Origin of the sequence: Streptomyces sp. ISL-100 (genome assembly GCF_018614615.1) — a bacterium.
Lineage (GTDB): Bacteria > Actinomycetota > Actinomycetes > Streptomycetales > Streptomycetaceae > Streptomyces.
This window is the reverse complement of sequence record NZ_JAGGOK010000022.1, coordinates 20576-41439: the sequence shown is the minus strand read 5'-3', so window position 1 is coordinate 41439 and position 20864 is coordinate 20576. Positions and strand designations below refer to the sequence as shown.

The following is a 20864-nucleotide window of genomic DNA, read 5'->3' as shown; positions in this document are numbered from 1 at the left end:
GGTGCGGACCCGGAACCGTATACCGTCGATCAGCTGCCGCCTGGTCCATATCGGCGGTCGGCCGGACTTCTTGCCGTTCGGCAACAGCAGTTCAAGCACTGCCCACTGCTTGTCCGTCAGGTCTCCACGCGACACGAACCAAGATCATCCCACGATCAAGATCTACTTTCGACACACGCCCTAGAAGAAGCCGAAGCCCCTCGGCGGGTGGCCGCTCTTGTGAGCCGCGGTTCCGTCCGTCCGGGACTGTATGAAGCGGCCCCGTTATCCGTGGCAGTGCGGAAGGCGGCCGCTACCGCACGATCCGGCACGCTCGTTCCTCAACCCCGTCTGTGCGCCAGGCGGAGCGGCTGAAGTTGACGCCGTCAGCCGTTCAGTGGCCTTCGGCTGTGCGCCGCAGGACGCCGGCTTCAGAGCGGCTGGTTGCCGAGCGTCAGCAGTCGTAGGCGTATTCCGCCCTGCCGTCAGTCGAGTCCCAGGTGAAGGTGACGGACCTCCCGGCGCCGATGCTCTTGCAGTTGGGATCCCAGGCATTGTCGACGGAGACGGTGGCGTTGATCGTCCTGCTGCATATGTTCTTGACCTGCGCCCTGCCGTTGGCGTTGCTGGTCAGTGAGGCGCAGCCGACGAACGATGTGACAGGGGTGGTTCCGGACGGCGTGGGTGCGGCAGCCACCGCGGGGGCCGCTCCGGTCGCAGCGAGGGTTCCCGCCGCAATTGCCATGGCCATGGGCGTCAGGATGTTGCGAGTACGAGGCATTCTCTGGTGTCCCTTTTCGGTTGGATGCCCTCCCCCGACTGGGGGCGGTCTCGCCCTGCTGGGCGACGCCAAGAGCTTGTTGGCTCGGAGGATTCCGGGACAACAGGAAGGGGCTGTCCCGGACAGGCTTCCGCTGTCAGGCCTGCTCAGAGCCGTGTCCCGGACATGTCCGTGACTTGCACTATCTGCGGGAAGACTTCGAAACCGGTCTCGAGGCCTGCGCTCCGTCTGTCGCCCACAGGGGTGCGACGGAGGCTTAAGAGTGAGCGTTCGTGACGGGAGCTCGCGCGCCCGTCCGCCTGGATGACGAGACCGGGCTCCGCCGTCCGACGGAGACGAACGCTCCCCGTGGCGGACGTACACGGTCAGGGTGATGCCCGAGGCTGGAGCCCTGCTGAGGAAGGGGTCTCCGGATGGAACGCTGGGACCGGGTTGGACGGTGCGCGGGATACGGGGCGGCGCTGGCCATGTCGCCCTATCTGTTGATCAAGGTGTCGTGGGTCATCGGCTCGCTGCTGGGACTGGCGCCGATCGGGGAGGGCTTCAACCCGGCCGGCTGGGTCCTCCTCAACACCGTGACCATCGGCATGGCGGGGATCGGTATCGCCCTGGCGCTCGCCCTGGTGCGGCCCTGGGGCATGCGGGTACCGGAGTGGCTGGTGGCCTTCTGCGCCTGGACGGGAGCAGGGCTCCTCGTGTCGATCCTGCCGTACGCCGTGCTCAGTACGGTGCTGGATGCTGCGCGCGGCGGCGCGACGAACAGTGGGGGCGACGACTCTGCCATGCCTGGCTGGGAAGGCCCACTGATCCAGTCCAGCTTTGTCGGGATGGGGCTGGGGCTGGCCCTCGCGCTCCCCGCCTACCTGCGGCGGCGCTGGCCGGAAGCGTTCGCCGCGCGAGTTGGGGACGGTAGCCGTACCGCTGTGCCATGGGCAGCTGCCATCGCAGCCGTCGTCGGTCTTGCCTGGGCGTATTGGGCAATGGGCGGCACCCTCGGAGTCGCACACCCGGCGCAGCGGGACACCAATGGCTACCTGCTGACGGGCGTGGGTGCGCTCTGGGCACTCGCCGGATCCGCCGCCGTCTGGACGCTCGCGCCACAACGTCCCACCCGAGTGCCCCACCGGCTCCTGCTGACGCTCGGCTGGCTCGGGTCGGGCTCGCTCTTCGCCTGGAGCGGCTGGAAACTGCCTTTCACGCTATTCGTGGCACTGGCCCGCCCCAGCGACGTCACCTTGCCGGAAAACCTCGCCGTCGCTGCGGTACTACACCTCGCCGCGGTCGTGGCGGGAGTCGGCATGCTGAGATCGCTTGTCGGCTCTCGCCCACGCACCTCTGGGGACAGGAAAAGCACAAGACCGGCTGCCACGACCAGCCAGTACTGACCTGCCACCGCGCACCACATGGCCGCGGCGCGACGCCTGAGGCGACTGGTCGGTGGTAGACGCCTGATGATGGCGGAGCCGGGTGAAAGGCGGAGTGGAGGCCGTCCCGCTCACGGATGTCCGGGCTGCGGAGCGGTTGAGGTGGACTGGCGTCCGCCCCGCCGGTCAAGGCTCCTGGGCCGGAACGGGGCTGTCTCCGGTGTCCACACGGTTCGGCACTTCCCCCGGCGCGGGGTAGGCGAGGTGCATGAGCCGGGACTGCTCCCGCCGCATGTGCATGACGGCAGCGAGGACGTAACCCAAGAGCTGAACGAGGGCCGCAATGGTCATCATCGTGGCTGCGAGGACCGCAGTGGGCAGGCGTGGAACCGTTCCTGTGCGGAGGAAGTCGATGACGACAGGGGCACCGAGAATGATCGCGACCAACGCGATCACGCCCGCGATCGTTGAGTGAAAGAGCGAGGGTCGTTCACGGCGCGTGAGATTGAGGATGAGGCCCAGGATGCGCCAGCCGTCGCGGTATGTGCGGAGTTTACTCTCGCTGCCGGCCGGTCGGCCCTTGTAGCCGACCGCGATCTCTGCTGTGGGGAGCCGGAGGCTGAGCGCGTGGACCGTCATCTCGGTCTCGATCTCGAATTCGCGGGAGAGCGCGGGGAAGGACTTGACGAAGCGCCGGGAAAATACGCGGTAACCGCTGAGCATGTCGGTCACATCGCGTCCGAAAAGCGTGCGCACGGCCCAGGTGAACAGCTTGTTCCCGGTGGAGTGTCCGGCACGGTAGGCGTCATCGTCGGACTGGTGGCGGGTGCCGACGACTTGATCGTATGGCCCATTGAACAACAGGTTGACCATCTCACGGGCACGTGCGGCGTCGTACGTGTCGTCACCGTCGATGACGAGCATGGCGTCGGCGTCGATATCGGCGAAGGCGCGCCGTACGACGTTGCCCTTGCCCTTGTGCGGTTCTTCCCGGATGATCGCGCCCGCCTCGCGGGCGACTGCCACGGTGCGGTCGGTCGAGTTGTTGTCGTAGACGTAGATGTCGGCCTCGGGAAGCGCCGCTCTCAGATCCCGCACCACCTTGCCCACGGCTGCTTCCTCGTTGTGGCACGGTACGACGCAGGCGATGGTCGGGCGCACGGGCTCTCCTCGGATGCATGGGCTTCTGTCCCATGTTGCGCGAGGGAGATGTCCGGACGTGTACAGGCACACCGCGATCTTGGCCCTTATTCTGGCTCTTATGCCGTTCATCGTGTCTCTGACTCTGCGCATGCGCGATGCCACCAGCGGCATCTGGCGCGAAGTCACCAAGTTTGGGACCGTCGGACTTCTCGCCTTCGTATTGGACAATGGTGGCTACACACTGCTGGTCTTCGGGCTTCCAGGGGCCGGCGGCGGCCCAATGCGCGGCGCGGCCGTACAGGCATCGGTGCTGGCCACGGTCGTCGCGACACTATTCAGCTGGGTCGCGAACCGCTACTGGACTTATCGGGAGCGGCATCGCAAGAATGCGGTCGCCGAGCTCGTCTTGTTCACCGTGGTGAACCTCATCGGCGTCGCCATCACGGCGGGCGCGGTATTCCTGTCCAGGCATCTGTTTGGGCTTGACTCGGCTCTCAGCGACAACACCGCCCGCATCTCCGGCTGGGCAGTCGCCACGCTGGTCCGGTTCTTCACCTACCGGCGGTACGTTTTCGTCGCCGCTTGAGCTGGACTCGCTTACGCCGAAGTCAGCACGTGTCCGGTTGTCCGCGCTGTTAGCATCCCGACTCATGGGACAAATCGGGCAGGTCCTGTATAGGTGGCGCTGGATCTGGGCTCTGGCAATCATCGCCGCGGCATGCTGCCTGGCCACGACGTTGGTATTCGCTCCCGGATATCTGAGCTATGACTCCCTCTTCCAGCTCGAACAGGCCACAGGCACGGAACCCCTGAGCGACTGGCACCCACCCATCATGAGCCTCGTATGGCGTGCGCTCATCGCGGCGACCGGCACGCTCGCGTCCATGGCCGTCCTGCAGGCCGTCATCCTTTGGGGGGCGCTGTGGGTGATCGCTTGTGTCGTCCATGAAGCCACGGCAAGCCGTTCGGGGGCCCTGGCCATCCTGGGGCTCGGACTGCTCCCGTACGTCCTCACCTTCGTCGGAGTGGTATGGAAAGACGTCCACATGGCGTTCGCGCTCCTCGCTACCACCGCGATCGCGCTCACCGGGCTGCGCCTGGGTCCGGGCCGTCCCGGCCTGCGATGGGCCCTCTTCGCGCTCGGTGCGCTCTTCATGATCTATGCCATCCTGGTCCGCAAGAACGCGGTGTTCGCCGCAATCCCAGTCTTCGTGATGCTCGTTCTCGCACTTTGGCCCAGGCCCGGACGCCGGACTTGGACCATCACCACGGCGGCCCTGCTCCTCGGGTTGGTCGCGTCCACCGCCACCATTTCGCTGGCCGCACGGCCGGTAAAGACGCACCAGATCTCGCAGATCATGCTCGACGACCTGCTTCACGTCCTGGACGTAGACGAACTGCAGTCGGCAGCCGTGACGCCGGACCTGCGGGATCGTCTGGTGGCCGGAGCGAAGGAGTGCAAGCGCGTCAATTCCTTGTCGGACTCGTACTGGTCCTGCTATGGACGTGGAGAGCATGGGGCGTTCACGGCGGTCGCCCACCCGGAGGAGATCACATCCTTGTGGCTGAGCGAGATGACCAGCCACGTTCCGGGCTATCTCCAGTACCGTCTGCAACTCTTCTCGGAGTTTCTCTTCGAACCGCGCTACCAGTACCACCCCGGGATCAGCCCCAACGACCAGGGACTCCAGCTCTCGCACCCCGGCTTGGGGAAGGCGCTCCAAACCTACGTCGACGGCGCGGCCCGGGATCTGCCGGTTCTCTTCGCGGGATCGTTCTGGCTCACCATCGCAATCATTTTGTCCGTCCGCCCCGGCAGCGGGACATTCGCCATGCCAGTCCGGGCCCTCGGGATCAGCGCGGCGGTCTACGTGCTCGGTTACCTGCCCGTTCTGCCGGTGACCAACTACCGCTACATGTACTGGTCGGCGATCGCTTGCACCCTTGGTCTCCTTCTCTGCCGGCTCAGGCGTGGCAGGTCCGGCACCAGGACAGCACCAACATCTGCTGACCCGTCACGGCAACCTCCGTCACGCGCCACCAGGGGACTGCGGCTCCAAGGCCGCATACATCAGCGGCCTGCTGGCTGCCGTCCCCGTCGGACGAGGCGACAGCCCAAAAGCCGGGACCGGTAGTACCGGGCGTCGCAGGCGCAGGTGCGCAAGCTGGCGGCGTTTGGGCTCCCACACCCTGCGGCGCGTGACCTATCGGAGGCGGTTTTGAGGGCCCATCGTGCAATCAGGGGCACCAGCAGGTAGCCGGGCTTCGCGGCGGCAGGGCACTTGAAGGCCGAGCGGATTCGTCCGGCGCGCTGCCGGACTTGCGAACGGCGATCGAGCCTCTGCTGCTGCCTCGGCCGGTGAAGGCGCCCGGACCGCAGCCGGTAGCGGACCGGCTCAGCCAGAGCTGGGGTTGGGCGGCGCCTGGACCGCTGGAAGGGGCCGGGGGTCTTCGACAAGCTGCACCGCATCCCGCTGTCCGAACTCAGCGCAGCCGAACGCCTCGCCACCCACTCGACTTGGAACCGATAACTAGTCGGGATCGGGGTCATCTTGATCGGCGACGCGAAGAGCCTCTATCACCCCGCCAACGATTGCCAGCACGATCACTACGATGATCAGCAGAAGAGTGAGAACCATCGCGCTTCACTCCTAGTTCGAGAAAACTCAGAGCGTTGGCGAAGAACCGCAAATGGCGCATAGCGTGATGTCGTTCTGCGCGGCAGCACGTCACTACTTGTGACACACTCACAAAATGAACCTATGTGAATTTATCATCTGAGCGGCAAGTTCGCGCGACATACGAGGCCCGGGCGGGATGCCGGGGCCTTCATTGCTCGTGGACGGTCCTTCAGGCGTTGTCTTCCTCGACGCGCGTCAACAAGTCACATTCACGGCCACGCGGTCGGGTCCTTCCATGCGCACGAGCGCGTACTCGATGTAGTTGGCCCCCGCGTCCTGGGCCCGGTCCATTAATCGGCCAGGTAGTCCAGCGAACCGGTCTTCACAGACGTACTTGGCCTGCCGGATGCGGACCTGCACGTCTCGATAGATCTCACCGTGCTTGTCATCCAACGCCAGACGGACCCGCGGTGGTCCAGCGTTCCCAGAAAGCGTTCAGTGGGCCGCCCAGGTCCGTCAGCAGAGCTTCCGCGGCCTTGCGCCAGCGTCGGCAGCAGGGCCGTGGCCTGGTGTCCGGACGCGCTGTGAGCTACACCGTTCCGTAGATCAATGAGCAGGTCCAACCGCCGATCAGGCGTGAGGACGTCGAGCATCCTCACGCGGGCGATGGCTTCGGCGGCACCGATCGTCCGGACCTTGCCCGCTGTCCGGTTGGCCGCCGAGGCGGAAGAGGATCTCGGCACTGCCACGCATCTCGACGATGTCCGCAGTCCGCATCGGCTGTTGATAGGCGTGGTATCCCAGCTTCGTGTGTCAGGCATCGCCACCCAATCCAGAGGTGTCGTTGCTCATTCTTTCGGGTGACAATGATGTTCTCCACTTGGGAGACGAGGCCGGTGGAGGTGTTCGAGGTGCACCATGAGTAACTTCGAGGCCCGTTGCTCCGTAGCACTTGTCGCCCCTTACACAGGGGGCAAGGGGCGTCGCGTGTCACGGCGTCGCCATACACGTGTGTCCGGGCGCGATCGACCCCTATCCCCCCGATAGAGCATGGAATGTTACCGTTTCCCATTCCGCCTAAGCAGCGGAAGTCACTGGTCCTCGCTTCCCTGGTACTCGCGGTGGCAGCAGGTAGCCTGCTGGCGGTAGGCAGCTTCCTCGGACTCAGTGTTCGATTCACGTCGGATGACTGGTGCGCAGCTTGGAAGAGCCGGGACCTTGGGCTCCTTGGGATCACCCACGATTTCTACGAAACCCAGAACGGGCGCATCACCAATGCTCTTGTCACGGGAATCGTTTATATAAACGGACTGTCAGGGCCGCAGCACCTTCCGCTCTTTCTTGTACTCGCCCTCCTTGCGGCGCTGACCCTTCTTGCGCGGGCAGTTCTTCGCCTGTTCAGCTGGGAAGTGCCGTTTCCAGTGGTCGTCGCGGCTGCCACCGTCTTGGTGGTGTTGCTCTTCTTTGCCGGCCCGAGCGGCTACCAGGCTCTGCTCTGGGCGCCTGCGACGATCTCTCACACTCTGCCGAGTGTGCTGGCGGTGTGGAGTGTGCTCGCCGCCTTCTCAGCTGCACGGCGCGACAGCCCGGTCGGGAAGCGGCTGGCACTCGGCTCCGCCCTGGCGATGGGCGCCGCCATTGGGACCCTGAGCGAGCCCTTCACCATCGTAAGTGGGTTGTTTGCCGGCGCCGCGGCGGTGATCCTGCTGTTCGGGTTGCGATCTGTCAGAGACTGGTTTCCACCCGGTTGGTGCCTCATGTGGTGTGCGGGCCTGACGAGTGGTTTCGTGCTGCTCTACACCTCTCCCGGCGCGGCATGGCGGCGCACGCAGCAGCCACAGCAGAGGTCCCCGTTGTCATCGACCGAGTTGAAGGCCACGGCTTACGACTGGCTGCACATCTGGGAGAATGTCGTTGCCCAGCGGGCGTACCTCGCCGCATTGGCAGTCGGGCTGATGATCGGGCTCACCGCGGTCGATCAGCGGCGTCCCACCGCACAGAAGAGGACCCGGCCCGCTGCACAGGGGTCAGGCGCTGAGACGGGCGTTAGCCGCCGCCGTCGTTGGTTGCTCGCGCTGCTCCCCGTCCTGCTGATAGGGGCCTGCTCCTTCGGTGTCGCATTCGCGTTGCGCACAGGCTATGGCCCGACTGGTTGGACCTATGGCCGCGCCTGGACGAATTTCCTCTTTCCGATGCTGCTCCTGCTGTGTGCGTACGGCGTGCTGGCCGGCAGGGCCATCGTCGGGCGGCGGTTGTCGAGCGGCCTGATCCGCCCTGTGGCCTTCACGGTCGCAGCCGTCGCGAGCCTGTGGGCCGTGGCCGGTCTTGTCCCCATCGTGCAGAGCATGGCGAAGGACACGGTGATTCGTTCGGTGGATTGGGACCGACAGGATCTTTTGGTGCGCAAAGAGGTGGCGAGCGGCTCGAAGGCCGTTCCTTACCGTCCCCTCCGCATCGGCGGTCTCGCCGAGCCGTACATGACGACGAACTACGCCAGGGACTGGGTCGCACAGTGCGTGTCGCGTTACTACAAGGTGGAACGCATTCGAAGGCCCGCACCGTAGAGAGTCGTCGGGGCACTGCGCTGTCGACGACTGAGTAAGAGCGGAAGAGCCGTCTCAGGTGGCCGCCGTGCGAGGAGCCTGCTGCAATTGGCATTCAGTCGGCGAACTGAGTGGAATGAGAAGCCTGTGCCGGATGTTTCCGTCGTCGTCATCGTCTACAACGACGCTGAGCGGCTGACCCGGGCGGTACGGTCGGTGCTCAGCCAGTCGCTCCGCGATCTGGAAGTGATCATTGCGGACGACTGCTCGACCGACTCCACGCCGGCCGTTGCGCGGGAGCTCCAGGCCGCGGATCCGCGGGTCCGCTACCTTCGGCTGGAAAGCAACAGTGGCGGATGCAGTGCGCCACGCAACGCGGGTATGGCGGCCGTACGTGCACCGTACGTGATGTTCCTCGACAGCGACGACGAACTTCCCCGGCATGCCTGTAAGTCGTTGTTGCTCGTCGCGGAGCGAACCGGAGTCGACTTCGTCACCGGCGAGGTCACCAGGTTCTTCGAGGAGACCAAGACCAAAAGGCTGTGGTACCCGGAACTCTTCGACGAAGTCAGGGTTGTTGAAGGCATTCGCCAGGCACCGGAGTACTTCCACGACCATCTCTCCACCAACAAGCTCTACCGGGCCGACTTCCTCGCCTCCCATGATCTGCGATTTCCGCCGGGCATCCACTATGAGGACCAGCTGTTCACGGCCCAGGCCTTCACCCTGGCCCGCAGCTTTGCCGTCGTCCCCTGGCCGGTCTACACCTGGCGGCTCTCGGCTGATCCGGCCGGCCTGTCCATCTCCTCCAGCCGTCACAAGCTCAGGAACGTGGCGGACCGGATCGCCGTGGCCCGGCTCATCGACAGCTTCCTCATCGCGAGCGGCAACGCCGATCTGCGCCCATTCAAGGATGAGAAGTTTCTCCGTCACGATCTGCGCCTCTATCTGGGCGATCTTCCCTTCCGGGAGAGGGAGTGGACCGAACAGTTCGCCGAGCTGCTGACGCCCTATCTCGACGAGGTCACTGACGAAGCGATCAGCGCGGTTTGCCGGGAACAACGCATCTGCCAGTATCTGCTGCGCTCCGGGCGCCTCGACGAGGCGATCGAGTGTTCCCGGAGCCTCGGCCGCCCGAGGATCGCCCCCCGAAGGGTGGCCAGAGAATCCGGGCGGATGTACTGGGGGCGCTCCGCCCCCGCTGACCACACGCACGACTGCGACCACGAGTTGGATATCAGCGAGTGGCACCTGGATGAGCAGCCCTTCACGGCCGCTCCCATCCGGCACGAGGTGCACAGCCTGAAACCGGCGGGCCGCGTGCTGCGCCTCACGCTGCGCACGTACGACCCGGCGCGACTGCTCCGCGGCCCCGAGAAGGTGACCACGCAGCTGTGGCTCTCCGCCGGGGACGAACCGCTGAAGATCCCCTTCGAGTACGTACTCGCCGGAGGGGGCCGGGATGTGTACACCGCCTTCATCGAGCTAGACCTGCGGCGTATCCCTCTGAGTGCCAAGGGATTCAAAGGCCGCCGTCATCCCACGGTGGTCCTTGAACGGCTGGGGACAAAGCGCAACGACGTCGTGCTCGCGCCTGGTGACCTGCCCCCGTTGCGCGCACACCTGCCGTCGCACGGCATGCTCGCCGGGCACGATGTCCGAGTGGCGTGCGAAGGCAGGGGGACAGGGCGGCTGGAATTCACCTGGACGCGCTCCCGCGCCCTCGCCCGCGCGGAGACGATGGCACCGCACCTTTGGCCCGTACGCAAAAGAGTCCGGCAGGTGCAGCGCCGATTTTCAGGGCCTCGGGCCAAAGCCCTCATCTATCACGAGCTGCTCAAGCTGCCGGCAGACAACCAGCTCATTGTTTTCGAAGCACTAGAAGGCCGCGGCTATGCCGACAGCCCGCGCTACATTCATGAGGAACTGGTCCGACGCGGATCGCCGCTACGCGCCGTCTGGTCGTACTCGGGTGACCGCTCGGCCTTCCCCGAGGGAGTGCGCCTGGTCAAGCGTGGCAGTTGGGAGTACGTCCGAACCCTTGCGCGCGCCCGCTACTGGGTGGACTCACACGGCTTCCCCTCCATCTACCCCAAGCGGCCCGGAACCCGCTACCTCCAGACCTGGCACGGCCAGGCGATCAAGCACATGGGATTCGATCTGCCCTCGCTGCGCTTCGGCAGCCCCGAGCGGCAACAGAAGCACCGCGACATGATCTCGCGCTGGGACGCGCTCATCTCGCCCAGCGAGGAATTCGAGCGCACCTTCGTCCGGGCGAACGAGTTCACCGGTGAGCTGCTGGCATGCGGGCTCCCCCGTAACGACGTGCTGGTCCGCTTCGACGAGCCCGAACAGCGCGAAAGGGCCCGGGCTGCGCGAGCCAGGCTGCAAATCCCTGAGGGACGCAGAATGCTCCTCTACGCGCCCACCTTCCGGGACGGGAACAGCACGGGCGGGTCGATCCGGGTGGACCTGGCCGAACTGGTCGACAAGACGAGCCACGAGTGGGTCGTCGTGGTACGCCCGCACTACTACGAACGCTTCACCGTTCCCCGCGAACTGGGACACGCGGTGCGTGACGGCCGTGGGTTCTCCGACATCAACGACCTGCTGCTCGCCTCGGACGCGCTGCTCACCGACTACTCGTCCGTGATGTTCGACTACGCGAACCTCGGGCGCCCCATCCTGCTCTTCACCGACGACTACGAGGAGTACAGCACGAGTGCTCGTGGTACCTACTACAACCTGCCTGAAATCGCCCCCGGCCCGATGCTGACCACCACCGGAGAACTCGCGAAGGTGATGGGCGAGCTTGACCGGGTGCAGATGGAGTGGGCCGACCCGTACGCCCGCTTCCAGGCCACGTTCAACTCCCACGAGACCGGACGGGCCAGTGAAACCGTCGTCGACCTGTTCTTCGAAGGCGGCAACAGATGAGTTCCGAGACGCGCACCACCAGACACCGGCGCAACCTCTTCCTGGTCGGCATCGATGTCGACTCGATGGGAGGATCACAGCGGGTACTGCACACCCTCGCCCAGGGTTTCGCGGAGCGCGGGCACCAGGTCGACCTGATCGGTATCAGACCGAGCCCCGAGCCGCACGAGTACCACCGCGCGCCGGCCTACCGGCACACCACTCTCTACTCCAGTCCACCGTCTCCTGCCTGGTACGCCAAGCGCCTCAGCGAGCGGCTCAGCCCCACCCGAATGCGCGCGGCGCGAGCTGCCCGGGCCGAGCGCGACCGGGCCAGGGCGAAGCTGACGCAGCGATTCAACGCCGTGGACGACGGTTACGTCATCATCGGCTCCCCCTGGGCGGTGGACTGGCTCTCATCCATCAAGTGGCCACACCTGAAGGGCATCGGGCAGTACCACGAGTCGTTCGCCCAAGCCCGGGGATCAGCCCACTTGAATCTGATCCGCCGCCACTACCCACGCCTGGAGAAGTCGGTATTCCTCAGTGACGGCGACGCCGCGGCCTTCCAGCGCGACCGGCTGCCCAACGCCGCCGTCATGCCCAACCCACTGCCTTTCCTGCCCCTCGGGCCGGCACCACTGGACACTCGGCGCATCGGCGCGGTCGGCCGCCTGGAAGCGGTCAAACGACTGGACCGGCTCATCGATGCCTTCGCGCTCGCCTTCGCCGATCTCCCGGACTGGGAACTGCACCTCATCGGCGACGGGCCGCAGGAGCCAGCCCTGCGTGAACAGGCGGCCCACCTCGGGATCAGTGACCGAGTGCACTTCCGGGGGAGCAAGTCAGATATCGAGGGCGTCTACCGGGAGCTGTCGGTGGTCGCCCTCACCAGCGAGCGTGAGGGACGCCCGATGGCACTCGCGGAGGCAGCCGCATGCGGTGTGCCGTGCGTGAGCTTCGATCTGTCCGCAGGCGTGAGAGAGCTCATCGACGACGGGCGCACGGGCACTCTGGTGCGGCCCGGGGACACTGCGGCATTCGCCCAGGCACTGCGGCAGCTCGCTGACGACACGGACCGGCGCCGACGCTACGGCCTTGCCGCCCGGTCCCACGTCTCTCCCCTCGAGCTGCCCGCCGTGCTGGACCGCTGGGAGGGCTTGTTCGACGAGATCGACCGCTGACAGGAGACGTGGGGACGGTCCGGCCACTTCGAGCATCGCGCTGACGTGTCCGCGATGATGGCGCCGACGAGCGTCCTTGATCCACGCTGCGGGCGCTCCATCTCGACCGACATGGCCAACACGTGCCACGCCGCAGGGGAGAAGGGGAGAAGGGGACACCGAAAGGCGCTACGGCGCGCGCGACTCAACTTTCCTTGATTACATACATATTGATACACATAAGCCCGCATTGTGTACCGGCAGGGTCTGGGGAAGCTGAAACCACGGTCACTGGAACGGATCTACCGCACATGGCAGCAGGAAACCACCACGGCCGGTCCACGGGCCAAGTCGGCGTCATCGTGATCGGCTACAACGATGCGCGGCACATCGGGCAAGCCGTGCGGTCCGCACTGCGTCAGGGCCCGGCCGTCGCCGAGATCCTCGTGATCGACGACGCCTCCACCGATGACACCGCCGCTGTAGTTGCGGAAATCGCCCGCCGCCAGCCCCGGGTCCGAGTCGTACGCCGCCCAGTCAACAGCGGCGGCTGCGGGACTCCCCGCAACGACGGCCTGCGCGAGGCCACCGCCCCGTACGTGATGTTCCTGGACAGCGACGACGAACTCCCGCCCGGCGCCATCGACGCCCTGCTCACCGCCGCCGTACGTCACCGGGCCCCCGTCGTCGCGGGCGCCTGCCTGCGACGCGAGCTGCCCGAAAGGCGCGACACGCCCTGGCAGCATGAGCTGTACCGCCGCGCGGCGGTCCTCGAGTCCCCCGCCGAGTTGCCACGCCTGGTGCGCGACACGCTGTGCGTCAACAAGCTCTACTCCCGAGCCTTCCTGTCCAAGCACGGCGTCACCTTCCCAGACGGCGCTTTCCGCTACGAGGACTTCGTGTTCACCGCGCGGCTGCTCGCCGCCTCGCCGCGCATCGCACTGATTCCCGACCCCGTCTACCTGTGGCACGTTCGCCGCTCGGCTGCACACCTATCCATCTCACTGGCCCGTAGCAGTGTCGACAACTGGCTCAGCAGACTGGAAGCACACCGCAGCGCGGTCGAGGTGTTCGAAAACGCAGGCCAGAAGCACATGGCCCACGCTGCCCGAGCGAAGTTCCTGGACCACGACCTACGGATGTACGTCCGGGAGTTGGGCACCCATCACAACGATCACCATGTCGAGTGGTGGCGGCATACCCGGGAGCACCTGGCCTCCTTCGATGAGTCGGACCTGCGCGCCGCCGGCGCTCCCGCCCGCTGGCTCGCCCGGGTCGTCACCGGCACAGACCGCCCCCGAGACCTGACGCGGCTCATCGCACTCGGCAACCACCCGGCCCGGCTGCTCCCGCCGTACGCGTGCGTGGACGGGCGCCCGGTCTGGGCGGCGGAGCTACCCGAGATCGTGCTGGACAGGATCGAGAGCGAGCCGCTGAGCCGACTACCGGTCAGCATCGACGCCGAGCCGCACATCCGAGTGCGGCCCGGACACCTGCGCATCACGGTGCACGAGCTGTACGGGCGGCTGGCCGCCGCAGATCCCAAGTCCCTGGACATCGAGCTACGGCGCCGTAGCGACGGGCGTGTCGGTCTGACCCGCAGCACCCCACTGAACGCCCGACAGGGACTGGAAGGTCCGTCCTGGACCGCCCAAATCCTCCTGAGTGGCCTTGACATGCTGGCAGGCCGCCAAGCCTACGGACTCGACGTGTGGGACGTATGGGCCCGGGTGCGCTGCGCCGATGGCTCCTCGCTCTACACCACTGTCCGCGCTACCGGGTCCGGACTGCGGCGTACCGTCGTCCCGGACCGACGCCACGGTGTCATGCTGATTCAGTCATACGCAACGTCCGGCGGCTCGCTCGCCCTGCGGATCGCACCCGGCCCCGGGGCAGCGGCAGTCGTGGTCACGCGCAGGCTACGCCGACTCATGAGCAGGGCCTTGAGTATCGGCGCGCCGCAGTAAATCCGACATTTACTGCGGCACCAACCTGACCAGCCGTCAGGCAGCGCCTCCACTTCAGGCTCTGCGCGTCACGGAACCAGACCTCTCCACCCGGACCCGCGCGTCCGCCGCAAACTCGTCTGCCTCGCTTCCCACGACGTTCGCCGGGAGGGAGATCTCCGAGCACGGTGGGAGGGTTTCGATCTGGACGAGGAAACTTTGGCCCTCCGTCTCTCCGGGAGACGTGGCGGTGCCCTTGACGTAGACGGTTGTTACGGGATCCAGCGACCGGTTCGCCAGCACGCCGCTGATCCCGCCATTCCTCTGCCGCTCCGACCAGGCGGAGACCATCGACGCCTGCCGGCGCTCCTGCGCCCCTGCGTCCTCGCGGGACTGCTCCAGCTGCTCGATGGCGACCTGGGTGGCGTAGTACGTGCTCACACCGGTGAAGGCCAGGCCACCGGCCGCCACCAGCACCGACAGGATGGTCGCGTACAGCGCCCGGTCGAACCGCCGCCACCATGGTCGGATCGGCTCTGGTGCGACCACCCGTGCCTGCTCCGCCTCGGGCCCCCGGTGCCTCACCCGAACCGGACCGGCCGGGGGCGCCGACGCACCCTTAACCCAGCCTGCCGTTCCCCGCTGCGCACCATCCGGCTTCCCCCATGCTCGATCAGTGACCCCCTGTCGGTCACCGCGACCGCCCTGCGCAGGGTCGGTCGCGGTGGGAATTGCTCAGTGGGATCGACGACGCCCAGCTTGAGCGATAGACCATCACGGGAGGCCGCACACGACTGCCGCCTGTCGTAGCGGGCAACATCACGCTACGGCCGAATGACTGGGCGGTCCCGCGAATCAGCGGCAGGCGGAGCGGTGAACTCGAGCCGCTCGACGGTTGCCTGCCGCCCCACAGCAACGCGGCAGTGCATCGTTTTTGGCGCCTTCAGCGTCCTCTGGCGCGGCGGCAGCTTCTTCCGGTTCGCCGACACAGCCAGGTAAGACACGCAACGGACGAGATCACCTGCTTGCAGGTGCACATGCCGCGCATTCGACAGTCAATGGAAGCCCTCGTCGCATCTGAGAATCGGGGGAGAGAGCATAGTGCGGTCACCCCTAATCGACAGGCGCTTCAAAAAATATTTGGTGAACGTTCCCTTCTCGGACACGATTGCCCCCCAATGCGGTCGGCGCGAATCACAGGGTTCCGCACCGCTTCACGCATCGGCTCTACCGTGCCGCGGGAGTGTCTGACCTCGCACCGCTGGTGAGGCAGCAGCGGTCGGTGGCGGTATTCAGCCATTCCAGCATGGGTGCCGGAGGCGAGGAAGCACAGCGGCGGGACTGGTGTGCGCCCCGTCGGCTCCGTCGCACTATCATCGGCGCGCGGCCCTGGCCTAGCTCGCCGTGAGCTTCTCGTTACGCAGGTCGGAACGTTTTTTCGTTCTAGCGTGCCATTCTGCCTGTCGAACGTTTCAGATTTGACCAGCCATGCAGCCCTCGGGGGCGGAACTGGCCATATTTACTCCGCACCTATAGTCCTATTTTCCTTGGCGGCCTTGTCGGGGCATCCCCTTATGCGCATAGCTATTGCGTACACCGCTTCCTAGTTACGGGGTTCCCGATGAGCCCTGGGCAGGCGGCAGTGAACCGGCCTCCGGTTCGCAGCCGGCCAGGGAAGCGGTCGTGACACCTGCATGTGAGGAGAGGTCATGAAGAAGGCTTACGAAGCGCCGATGCTCGCCCGGCTGGGGACGTTCCGGAAGAAGACGGGGCTCCTGCAGAACTCCGGCAACGACCGGCTCATCCTGAGCAAGAACTGACGACCGACGGTTCTGACCCGACGTCATGACTGAACTGCACGAGAGTGCGGGGGCGGGCCCCGGCGACGCGCACTTCACGGTCTTCAGTGACCGTGAGGAAGCGGCCGCTGTGGCCCGCTCCCTCTCCCGCCCCGGAACGCGCACGCTGCCGCATGCTTCGGGCCGTCCCTGGCTGCTGGGGCAGTGGCACGATGAGGACATCGTCACTGCGCGTGCCGGCCATACGGCCCTCGCCGTCATCGGCTGCTGCCCAATCGACGCCAAGGAGCTCGGGCGCCATGCTGGGCGTCTCCGCGATCTGGCCGAACTCGACGCACTGGCCCGCTCCCTACCTGGGAGTTTCCATCTCGTAGCCTCGTACGACGGGCGGCTCAGGGTGCAGGGCACCGCGTCCGGACTCCGCCTGGTGTTCCATGCCTCGGTCGACGGCGTGCAAGTGGCCGCCACTCGCGCCGACGTACTCGCCGGCGCGCTCGGTACCGCTCCGGACGAGAAGCAACTGGCCGTCCGGCTGCTGTGGCCCGTTCCCCATCCGCTTGCCGAAGCGCCCATGTGGCGAGGCGTCACCGCCGTTTCCCCCGAGGACGCGCTGATCGTCGCGGCGGACGGCCGGACCGTACGCCACTCGCGCTGGTGGACACCGCCGGAGCCGGTACGCACGCTCACCGAGGGCGCGCCACTGGTCCGCGAAGCCCTGGTCACGGCGGTCGATGCCCGTACCCGGCAGGGTGGTGTGGTCAGCTGCGACCTTTCCGGCGGCCTGGACTCCACGTCGATCTGCTTCCTGGCCAACCGTTCACCCGCCCAGGTCGTGGCGAGCACCTGGCCGGGGCGAGACCCCGCCGACACCGATCTGTACTGGGCGGAACAGGCCGCCAGGTCAATGCCTGACATCGACCACGTGGTGTGGGACGCCAATGCCTCGCCACTGGTCTACGAGGATCTGCTCACCATCGACGACCTGCTGGACGAACCGACCATCGGCGTCATGGACCGCTCCCGAGTCCTGCACCACCTGCCCGCCATGGCCGATCGCGGCAGCCGACTGCACCTGACCGGTATCGGCGGCGACCATGTGGCGTGGTGCTCCGAGGCGTACTACCACCGGATGCTGCGCACCCGACCGCTCTTCGCCCTTTCCCAGCTGCGCGGCTTCAGGGCCCTGTGGCAGTGGCCACTGAGCGGCACGGCGCGCGCCTTGGCCGACCGGCGCCCGTACGGCAAGTGGCTGGCGGACTCCAGCGCCCGCCTGCGCGACCCACTGCCGGCCACTGTCAGCACCAGCCTCGGCTGGGGCATGCCGCCACGCCTCTTCGACTGGGTGACCCCCGACGCCGAGCGGGCGGCTCGCGGGGCGCTGCGCGAGGCAGCGGCGAACGCCGTCCCGTTGCACCCCGACCGTGGCCTGCACGCCGACCTCGAACAGATCCGTGCCTGTACGCGCATCATCCGTCAGTGGGACCGGATGGCGGCCCGGGCCGGTGTGCCGATGGCATCGCCGTTCCTCGACGACCGCGTCATTGAGGCGTGCCTGGCGGTGCGTCCGAGTGAGCGCGTCACGCCCTGGCAGTACAAGCCCCTGCTGACCAAGGCCATGAGCGGGATCGTTCCCGATGCGTGCCTGCGACGCACCAACAAGGCAGCCGCCTCGATGGACGCGTCCAACGGACTGCGCGAGCACCGGTCCGATCTGCTGGCGTTGTGGGGGGACTCCCGGCTGGAACAGGCGGGCCTGGTCGACGGGAACGCCCTGCGACGGCTCGCGCAACGGCCGGGCACACCGGAACTGCGTGACGCGATCCTCTACTCGACCATTGCCGCCGAAGTGTGGCTGCGCGGGCTCGACCGCAAGACGGAGCACGCCTAGCCCCCGCCCCGTGCAACATTCCCTGGCCAGAAAGGCGCACGCATGGCACTGAAGTTCGCTGCCGACATCTCCACTGCCCAGACCGACTACGGCACGGTCCTCCTCGACGAACGCGCCGGCGAGTACTGGGAGCTGAATCCCACCGCCACGCTCGTGGTCAACACCCTGATCGCGGGCGGCGACGAAGCGGACGCGGTCACCGCGCTCGTCAAGGAGTTCGACATCGACGTCGCACGGGCAAGGCAGGACGTCGACGCACTCGTACAGGAACTGCGCACTTCCGGGCTGGCCCAATGACGACGCCCAGCGCACTGGAGCGGCCCCCCGGGGTTCCCCTGACACGGCGTCTGGCCGCCCGTCTGGTCCTGCCCTTCGCCGTCGCGCTCTCCCTGCTGCCGCCCCGCAGGCTCCGCGCCGTGCTCACCCTCGCCAGCCGCGGAGCCAGGCCGGCCACCGTCGCCCAGGCCCGGAACGCGCGGGCCGCCATGTGCGCGGTGAGCCTGCGGTGCGCCGGCCCGAGGGGCTGCCTGCCCCGTTCCCTGGGAGCCGCACTGCTGTGCCGCCTCGGAGGGAACTGGCCGACCTGGTGCACGGGGGTGCGCGTGGTGCCTCCCTTCACGGCGCACGCCTGGATCGAGGCGGACAGCCGCCCCGTGGACGAAGGTGTGCCGGACGACTACTTCACCCGGCTCATCACGGTCGCCGCGACGAGCCGATCGGGCCGATGACCGACACCGTCGTGGACCAGGCACAGTCGGCGACCGAGGAGGATCGCTCCACCCGGGCCGCCGTCGCCACCATGTACCGGCTGACCGCCGGGCACCGGGCGTCCGTCCTCGTCGCCACCGTGCTCACGCTGGTCGGCTCCGCCCTGGGGCTGGCCCAGCCGCTCGTCGCCAAACAAGTCGTGGAGGCGAGCGGGCGCGGACAGGTGCTGTGGCCGCTGCTCCTGCTCCTGGCCGCCCTGTTCGTCAGCGAAGCGGTGACGGGCGCGGCGGGCCGCTTCGTTCTGGAGCGCATGGGCGAACGCGTCGTACGAGGGCTGCGCCACAGCCTGATCGGGCGGCTGCTCCGGCTGGACATGCGGGAGTACGACCGGCATCGCAGCGGAGATCTGATCTCCCGGGTCACCACCGACACCACCCTGCTGAGAGAAGTGGTGTCCCAGGCACTGGTCGACCTGGTGACCGGCGCACTCGTCGCCGCGGGGGCGATCGTCCTGATGCTGTGGATCGACCCGCTGCTGTTGCTCCTGGTCGCGGCGACGGTGGCCGCCGCCGCCGTGATCGTCGCCTCGTTGCTCAAGGGCATCCGAGCCGCCTCGGAACGCATGCAGACCTCCGTCGGCGCCATCGCCGCCGACCTGGAACGCGCGCTCGGCGCCCTGCCGATGGTCCGGGTGCACCGTGCGGAGGACCGGGAGGCGCAGCGCATCGGCGCATGCGTCGAGTCGGCGTACGGCGCCGGGGTACGGACCGCGAAGCTCGCCTCCGTGATGAGCCCGGCCGTCGAGCTCGCCGTTCAGGGCTCCTTCCTGATCGTCCTGGTCATCGGCGGCCTGCGGGTCAATGGCCACGCCAACTCCCTGGGCGACCTGGTCGCGTTCCTGCTCTACGCCTCTTATCTGGTCCTGCCGCTGTCCTCGGTCTTCCGGGCGGTCGGCCTGATCCAGCGCGGCATGGGTGCCTACCAGCGCATCGAACAGGCGCTGTCCCTGCCGACGGAGCCCTCACGAGCTCAGAAACCGGCTGTACGCCGCGCCCGCACGCGTACACGCGAAGCAAGCCGGCAGACCGTCAGCCACGAGGAGCCCGCCCTTGCACTGCGGGACATCAGCTTCGGCTACGACCGGAGTCGGCCCGTGCTGCGCGGCGTCTCCTTCACTGCTCCTCACCGGTGCCAGACAGCCCTGGTCGGGAGGTCCGGCACGGGCAAAAGTACGGTCTTCGCCCTGGTGGCCAGATTCTACGAACCTGACTCCGGCACTCTGCTGTTCGACGGCCGACCGGCCGACGAGCTGAGCCGCGCGGAGTGCCGCTCACGCATCGCCGTAGTCGACCAGAACACGCATGTCGTACATGGCACGCTGCGCGACAACATCACGTATGCCGTACCCGACGCCTCGGAGGCCGAAGTCCGGCGCGTGGTCGAACTCGCCCAGCTCACAGGCGTAGTCGAGCGGCTGCCCGGCGGACTGTCGGGGCTGCTCGGCGAACGTGGCGGCACCCTGTCCGGGGGCGAACGGCAGAGAGTCGCCCTGGCCCGCGCCCTGCTCGCCCGGCCTTCGCTGCTGCTGCTCGACGAGCCGACGTCCCACCTGGACGCCGTCAACGAAGCAGCGCTCACCCGCGTGATGCGGGACGTGGCCCAAGAGTGCGCGGTGCTGGTGATCGCACATCGGCTGTCCACGGTCCAGCACGCCGACCGGATCATCGTGCTGGACAAGGGCAGCACCGTTGCGGTCGGACGCCACGAGGAACTGCTCACCAGCAGTCCCACCTATCGCGAGCTGGCCGCCGGCCAGATGCTTCGGCACGCCGCCTCGCCGCCCTCCCCGGTGACGACTGCACGGCCCCACCCACACAGCCCCCTGTGAACCGGGCGGCCGCAACTCCAAGGACTATCAGACGCCGTCCGCTCGTTCTGGAGCCGGGATAACCAGGACCTGTAGTTCCAGCCCGGACACCAGCGCGCTGTGAAATAGGCGTGCAGCTCCGCCTT

The 20864-nt window shown here is 67.0% G+C and carries 16 protein-coding genes; 12 read left to right on the top strand and 4 right to left on the bottom strand.

Annotation, left to right across the window (positions count from 1 at the left end; translation table 11 throughout):
* On the bottom strand, nucleotides 1–135 hold a 135-nt coding region (locus tag J7E89_RS40715; protein WP_214971672.1), incomplete at its 3' end, for a transposase.
* A gap of 298 nt (nucleotides 136–433) precedes the next feature.
* On the bottom strand, nucleotides 434–730 hold the full coding sequence (locus J7E89_RS10395; protein WP_214971668.1) for a hypothetical protein: 297 nt from the start codon (nucleotides 728–730) through the stop codon (nucleotides 434–436).
* Between the two features lie 443 nt (nucleotides 731–1173).
* On the opposite strand from J7E89_RS10395, the gene J7E89_RS10390 reads away from it, so the two are divergent.
* Nucleotides 1174–2145, top strand: coding sequence for a hypothetical protein (locus J7E89_RS10390; protein WP_214971665.1), 972 nt, complete (start codon nucleotides 1174–1176; stop codon nucleotides 2143–2145).
* 165 nt (nucleotides 2146–2310) lie between these two features.
* Here the strand turns inward: J7E89_RS10390 and J7E89_RS10385 are convergent, their stop codons facing one another.
* Nucleotides 2311–3285 carry a glycosyltransferase family 2 protein gene (locus J7E89_RS10385; protein ID WP_308315424.1) on the bottom strand — a complete coding sequence of 325 codons (975 nt, stop codon included), beginning with the start codon at nucleotides 3283–3285 and terminating at the stop codon, nucleotides 2311–2313.
* A 100-nt stretch (nucleotides 3286–3385) separates the two neighbouring features.
* On the opposite strand from J7E89_RS10385, the gene J7E89_RS10380 reads away from it, so the two are divergent.
* The 6 genes from J7E89_RS10380 to J7E89_RS10355 all read left to right on the top strand — a co-directional run bounded on the left by J7E89_RS10380 (nucleotide 3386) and on the right by J7E89_RS10355 (nucleotide 14477).
* A complete protein-coding gene (locus tag J7E89_RS10380; RefSeq protein ID WP_214971658.1) occupies nucleotides 3386–3853 on the top strand; it encodes a GtrA family protein in 468 nt (155 codons plus the stop codon).
* A 64-nt stretch (nucleotides 3854–3917) separates the two neighbouring features.
* The gene (locus J7E89_RS10375) at nucleotides 3918–5402 is read left to right on the top strand and encodes a hypothetical protein (protein ID WP_214971655.1); all 1485 of its coding nucleotides are present in this window, start codon (nucleotides 3918–3920) and stop codon (nucleotides 5400–5402) included.
* Nucleotides 5403–7009: 1607 nt separating this feature from the next.
* Complete coding sequence (locus J7E89_RS10370; protein WP_214971653.1) at nucleotides 7010–8452, top strand: DUF6056 family protein; 1443 nt, start codon at nucleotides 7010–7012, stop codon at nucleotides 8450–8452.
* A 126-nt stretch (nucleotides 8453–8578) separates the two neighbouring features.
* A complete protein-coding gene (locus J7E89_RS10365; RefSeq protein WP_308315423.1) occupies nucleotides 8579–11368 on the top strand; it encodes a CDP-glycerol glycerophosphotransferase family protein in 2790 nt (929 codons plus the stop codon).
* On the top strand, nucleotides 11365–12531 hold the full coding sequence (locus tag J7E89_RS10360; RefSeq protein ID WP_214971647.1) for a glycosyltransferase: 1167 nt from the start codon (nucleotides 11365–11367) through the stop codon (nucleotides 12529–12531). The genes J7E89_RS10365 and J7E89_RS10360 overlap by 4 nt, the downstream gene beginning before the upstream one ends.
* Nucleotides 12532–12821: 290 nt before the next feature.
* The gene (locus J7E89_RS10355; protein ID WP_214971644.1) at nucleotides 12822–14477 is read left to right on the top strand and encodes a glycosyltransferase family 2 protein; all 1656 of its coding nucleotides are present in this window, start codon (nucleotides 12822–12824) and stop codon (nucleotides 14475–14477) included.
* 54 nt (nucleotides 14478–14531) lie between these two features.
* Here J7E89_RS10355 and J7E89_RS10350 read toward each other — a convergent pair whose 3' ends face one another.
* Complete coding sequence (locus J7E89_RS10350) at nucleotides 14532–15005, bottom strand: hypothetical protein (protein WP_214971642.1); 474 nt, start codon at nucleotides 15003–15005, stop codon at nucleotides 14532–14534.
* Between the two features lie 1160 nt (nucleotides 15006–16165).
* Here J7E89_RS10350 and J7E89_RS10345 point away from each other — a divergent pair.
* Genes J7E89_RS10345 through J7E89_RS10325 form a run of 5 tightly spaced genes read left to right on the top strand, consistent with a single transcriptional unit; the run spans nucleotide 16166 to nucleotide 20739 of the window.
* The gene (locus tag J7E89_RS10345; RefSeq protein ID WP_214971640.1) at nucleotides 16166–16276 is read left to right on the top strand and encodes a keywimysin-related RiPP; all 111 of its coding nucleotides are present in this window, start codon (nucleotides 16166–16168) and stop codon (nucleotides 16274–16276) included.
* Between the two features lie 25 nt (nucleotides 16277–16301).
* Nucleotides 16302–18143 carry a lasso peptide isopeptide bond-forming cyclase gene (locus tag J7E89_RS10340; protein ID WP_214971638.1) on the top strand — a complete coding sequence of 614 codons (1842 nt, stop codon included), beginning with the start codon at nucleotides 16302–16304 and terminating at the stop codon, nucleotides 18141–18143.
* Nucleotides 18144–18185: 42 nt separating this feature from the next.
* The gene (locus tag J7E89_RS10335; protein WP_214971636.1) at nucleotides 18186–18440 is read left to right on the top strand and encodes a lasso peptide biosynthesis PqqD family chaperone; all 255 of its coding nucleotides are present in this window, start codon (nucleotides 18186–18188) and stop codon (nucleotides 18438–18440) included.
* Entirely contained in the window at nucleotides 18437–18871 is a 435-nt protein-coding gene (locus J7E89_RS10330; RefSeq protein ID WP_214971634.1) for a lasso peptide biosynthesis B2 protein, read from the top strand. Before J7E89_RS10335 ends, J7E89_RS10330 begins: the two co-directional genes overlap by 4 nt.
* A complete protein-coding gene (locus J7E89_RS10325; RefSeq protein WP_214971631.1) occupies nucleotides 18868–20739 on the top strand; it encodes an ABC transporter ATP-binding protein in 1872 nt (623 codons plus the stop codon). The genes J7E89_RS10330 and J7E89_RS10325 overlap by 4 nt, the downstream gene beginning before the upstream one ends.
* Nucleotides 20740–20864: the final 125 nt, after the last annotated feature.

Excerpts from the sequence above, each read along its gene's own strand:
- J7E89_RS10395 (WP_214971668.1), bottom strand. The coding sequence starts at position 730 with ATGGCCATGGCAATTGCGGCGGGAACCCTCGCTGCGACCGGAGCGGCC.
- J7E89_RS10390 (WP_214971665.1), top strand. The coding sequence starts at position 1,174 with ATGGAACGCTGGGACCGGGTTGGACGGTGCGCGGGATACGGGGCGGCG.
- J7E89_RS10380 (WP_214971658.1), top strand. The coding sequence starts at position 3,386 with ATGCCGTTCATCGTGTCTCTGACTCTGCGCATGCGCGATGCCACCAGC.
- J7E89_RS10375 (WP_214971655.1), top strand. The coding sequence starts at position 3,918 with ATGGGACAAATCGGGCAGGTCCTGTATAGGTGGCGCTGGATCTGGGCT.
- J7E89_RS10360 (WP_214971647.1), top strand. The coding sequence starts at position 11,365 with ATGAGTTCCGAGACGCGCACCACCAGACACCGGCGCAACCTCTTCCTG.
- J7E89_RS10355 (WP_214971644.1), top strand. The coding sequence starts at position 12,822 with ATGGCAGCAGGAAACCACCACGGCCGGTCCACGGGCCAAGTCGGCGTC.
- J7E89_RS10345 (WP_214971640.1), top strand. The coding sequence starts at position 16,166 with ATGAAGAAGGCTTACGAAGCGCCGATGCTCGCCCGGCTGGGGACGTTC.
- J7E89_RS10340 (WP_214971638.1), top strand. The coding sequence starts at position 16,302 with ATGACTGAACTGCACGAGAGTGCGGGGGCGGGCCCCGGCGACGCGCAC.
- J7E89_RS10335 (WP_214971636.1), top strand. The coding sequence starts at position 18,186 with ATGGCACTGAAGTTCGCTGCCGACATCTCCACTGCCCAGACCGACTAC.
- J7E89_RS10330 (WP_214971634.1), top strand. The coding sequence starts at position 18,437 with ATGACGACGCCCAGCGCACTGGAGCGGCCCCCCGGGGTTCCCCTGACA.
- J7E89_RS10325 (WP_214971631.1), top strand. The coding sequence starts at position 18,868 with ATGACCGACACCGTCGTGGACCAGGCACAGTCGGCGACCGAGGAGGAT.